This is a genomic window from Streptomyces hygroscopicus subsp. hygroscopicus (assembly GCF_001553455.1).
GTDB classification, from domain to species: domain Bacteria; phylum Actinomycetota; class Actinomycetes; order Streptomycetales; family Streptomycetaceae; genus Streptomyces; species Streptomyces hygroscopicus.
On record NZ_BBOX01000572.1, the window covers coordinates 1 to 3921 of the forward strand.

At 77.9% G+C, this 3921-nt stretch carries 2 protein-coding genes and 2 pseudogenes; all 4 read left to right on the top strand.

The window, feature by feature from the left end:
- Positions 1–684 (top strand): glycosyltransferase (locus tag AXW62_RS38780; protein WP_060948469.1); only part of this gene is annotated, 684 nt, incomplete at its 5' end.
- A gap of 188 nt (positions 685–872) precedes the next feature.
- Positions 873–2087, top strand: coding sequence for a glycosyltransferase (locus tag AXW62_RS38785; RefSeq protein WP_060948470.1), 1215 nt, complete (start codon positions 873–875; stop codon positions 2085–2087).
- Positions 2088–2383: 296 nt separating this feature from the next.
- Positions 2384–2932, top strand: a pseudogene (locus AXW62_RS47350) (D-sedoheptulose-7-phosphate isomerase); the annotation flags it as partial.
- Between the two features lie 421 nt (positions 2933–3353).
- Positions 3354–3921: pseudogene (locus tag AXW62_RS38795) on the top strand (D-beta-D-heptose 1-phosphate adenosyltransferase); the annotation flags it as partial.

Consider the following 3921-nt stretch of genomic DNA (forward strand, 5'->3'; position numbering starts at 1 on the left):
CACAACGCCCCGGACGGGGACGTCCCCGGCACCCGCCACCCCTGCGCCGACCGCGACGACCTCACCCTGGTCCACGTCACCCACTTCAACCGGCTCTTCTGGGACAGCGGACGAGCCCCCACCATCGTCATCGCACACGGCGTCGTCGACCCCGGACACCGCTACACCGGGGAGCTGGCCCGCGCCGCCGTCGTCGTCAACGAACCGATCCGGCGCGGCCGCCACACCGGAACCGATCTGCTGCCCGCCCTCGGCACGGCCGCCCCGCTCGACGTCTTCGGCATGCGCACCGAGGGGCTCGCCCGCCACCTCGGCCTGCCCGCCGACCGCTGCCGCGCCCACGACCTGCCCCAGGCCGAACTGCACACCGCGATGGCGCGGCGCCGGCTGTATCTGCACCCGGTGCGCTGGACCTCGCTCGGGCTGTCCCTCCTGGAGGCCATGCACCTGGGTATGCCGGTCGTCGCCCTGGCCACCACCGAGGCCGTCGAGGCGGTACCGGCCGGGGCCGGGGTGCTCTCCACCCGCCCCGAGGTGCTCGCCCGCGCGGCACGCGGCTATCTGGCGGACCCCGACGCCGCCGCCGAGGACGGGGCGCGGGCCCGCCGGGCGGCGCTCGACGGCTACGGACTCAAACGCTTCCTCGACGACTGGGAGCGGCTGATGGAGGAGGTGACCCGATGACTCCGCGCCACGGACCGACGGGACCGACCGAGCCGACCCGACCGACCGCACCGACCGCACCGATCCGACCGACCGAGCCGACCGCACCGACCGGACCGGCTGAGCCGATGGGGCCGACGGGGTTGACGGGGGCGACGGGGCCGACGGGGGCGACGGGGCCGACCGGGCCGCCGGGGCCGACCGAGTCGCTGGACATCGCGCTCGTCTCGGAGCACGCCAGCCCGCTCGCCGTGCTCGGCGGGGTGGACGCCGGCGGCCAGAACGTCCATGTCGCCCGGCTCGCGGGGGCCCTCGCCGACCGCGGCCACCGGGTCCGGGTCTACACCCGCCGCGACGCCCCCGGCCTGCCCCCGAGCGTCCCCCTGCGCGCGGGCGTCGAGGTGCGGCACGTGCCCGCCGGACCCGCCCGCCCGCTGCCCAAGGACGACCTCCTGCCGTACATGCCGGGCTTCGGCGCGTATCTGGAACGCGAGTGGGCCGGTGCGCCACCCGACCTCGTCCACTCCCACTTCTGGATGTCCGGTATCGCCTCGCTCCAGGCCGCCCGCGCACTCGGGCTGCCGCTCGCGCACACCTACCACGCGCTCGGCACCGTCAAGCGGCGCCACCAGGGGGACGCCGACACCAGCCCCCCGGACCGCGTCGCCTGGGAGACGGCCGTCGGCGAGGGCTGCGACCGGATCGTGGCCACCTGCCGCGACGAGGTCGGCGAACTGGCCGCCCTGGGCCTGGACCCGCACCGGATCACCGTCGTGCCCTGCGGTGTCGACCCGCGCCTGTTCACCCCGTCCGGCCCGGCGGCGCCCCGCCCGGCCCGACGGGCCCTGCTGGCGCAGATCGGGCGGCTCGTACCGCGCAAGGGGGCCGCCGTCTCCATCGCCGCGCTCACCCTGCTGCCGGACGCCGAACTCGTCATCGCCGGAGGTCCGCCGTCCGCCCGGCTGGACCGCGATTCCGAGGCGCGGCGGCTGCGGCGCCTCGCCGACCGCATGGGCGTGGCCGACCGGGTCCGGCTCACCGGCGGACTGCCACCGGACCGGATACCCGCCCTGCTGCGCGCCGCCGACCTCGTCCTGTGCCCCGCCGACTACGAGCCCTTCGGGATCGTCCCGCTGGAGGCCATGAGCTGCGGAACGCCCGTCGTCGCCTCCGCCGTCGGCGGCCAGCGCGACACCGTCGCCGACCCCGGCACCGGCCGGCTGGTCCCGCCCCGCGACCCGGTCGCCCTCGCCGAGGCCGCCGCCGCGCTCCTGGCCCGCCCCGCGGTGCGCGCGGCCTGCGGTGCGGCGGGCCGCCGACGGGTGCTGACCCGCTACAGCTGGGAGCGGGTGGCCGCCGCCACCGAGGCCGCCTACCACGACGTCCTGACCCCGCGCCCGGCACCCGTCACGGAGGCGGCATGAACGCCCGCGACCGGCGGCCCCAGCCCCCCGGCTGCCGGCCGCCCGACCCCGGCTACCGGCCGCCCGACCCCGGCTGCCGGCCATCCGACCCCGGCTACCGGCCATCCGACCCCGGCTACCGGCCATCCGACCCCGGCCGCCGGCCGCCCGACCCCGGCTACCGGCCATCCGACCTCGGGCACCGTCCGCCCGACCTCGGGCACCGTCCGCCCGACCCCGGCTACCGTCCGCCCGACCCCGGCCACCAGCCGCCCGGACCCGGCCAGGGCCGGACGGGGACGGCCGCGGCCGACCCGCTGCGCGCCGCCCACGCCCACTGCCAGGCGCTTCAGGACGCGCTGGTGTCCCTGCGTGAACACGGCCTGGAACAGGTGGCCCAGTGGGGCCGCCACCTCGCCGCCACCCTCCCTGTCGGCGGCCGGCTGCTGGCCGCGGGCAACGGCGGCAGCGCCGCCCAGGCCCAGCACCTCACCGCCGAACTCGTCGGCCGCTACCAGCGGGAGCGGCCCGCCTACTCGGCCATCGCCCTGCACGCCGACACCTCCTCCCTCACCGCCATCGGCAACGACTACGGCTTCGAGGAGCTGTACGCCCGCCAGGTGGCCGCGCACGGCAGGCCGGGCGATGTGCTGCTGCTGATGTCCACCTCCGGACGCAGCCCCAATCTGCTGGCCGCCGCCGACACCGGCCGGGCCGCCGGACTGCGGGTCTGGGCCATGACCGGCCCGCGCCCCAACCCGCTGGCCTTCCGCGCCGACGAGGCCCTGTGCATCGGCTCCGGCTCCACCGCGACCGTCCAGGAGTCGCACCTGGTGGCCCTGCACCTGCTGTGCGAGACCTTCGACCACGAGAGCCGTGCGTCCGAGGACACGCCGCTGGACGGGGCAGGCGTCGGGGACGGTGCCTTGGACGACGGTGCCTTGGACGGGGCGGTGGACGGTGCCCTGGACGGGGCGGTGGACGGGGCGGTGGACGCGCCACCGGCCGGACCGGCGGTGCCGGTGGCCGGACCGGCGGTGCCGGTGGCTGGACCGGCGGTGCCGGTGGCTGGACCGGTGGTGCCGGTGGACGGGGCGGCGGTGCCGTATCCGTATCCGTCCCCGTCCCGGTCGCAGGCCGCGCCCACGTCCCCCTCGACCGATCGCCCGGTCGACCGCCCGCCCCCTGACCACCCGCCCCCTGACCGTCCGTTCCCCTGACCGCCTGACCCTTGGCCCCGACCATCCGCCGTCCCCGACCGTCCGTCTCCCTTGATCGGAGGTGAGCATGAGCGCCGCCCCGCGACCTCTCGTCGTCGTCGGAGACGCCCTGCTGGACCAGGACATCGACGGCGAGGCCAGCCGCCTCGCGCCGGACGCCCCGGTCCCCGTCGTCGACGTGGCCGTCGACCGGAGCCGCCCCGGGGGAGCGGGACTCGTCGCCATGCTCGCCGCGCGCCAGGGCCGCGAGGTCGTCCTGGTCACGGCGTTGGGCGACGACGCCGTGAGCCAGACCGTACGGAACGCGCTGACCCCGCGGGTGGAGCTGGTCGAGCTGCCGCTGGCGGGCACCCTGCCGGTCAAGACCCGGGTGCGCGCCGAGGGCCGTCCGCTCGTCCGGGTCGACCGCGGCGGCGGCACCCCCGGCATCCCCGGCCGGGCCGCCCTTGCCGCCCTCCGGGACGCCCGCGCCGTCCTGGTCGCCGACTACGGCCGTGGCACGGCCACCGCGCTGCGCCAGCAACTCGGCGCGGCAGCGCGCCGGGCGCCCCTGGTCTGGGATCCGCATCCGCGCGGTGAGCAGCCCGTGCCCGGCGCGCGGCTCGCCACGCCCAGCGCCGCCGAGGCCCGCGCCC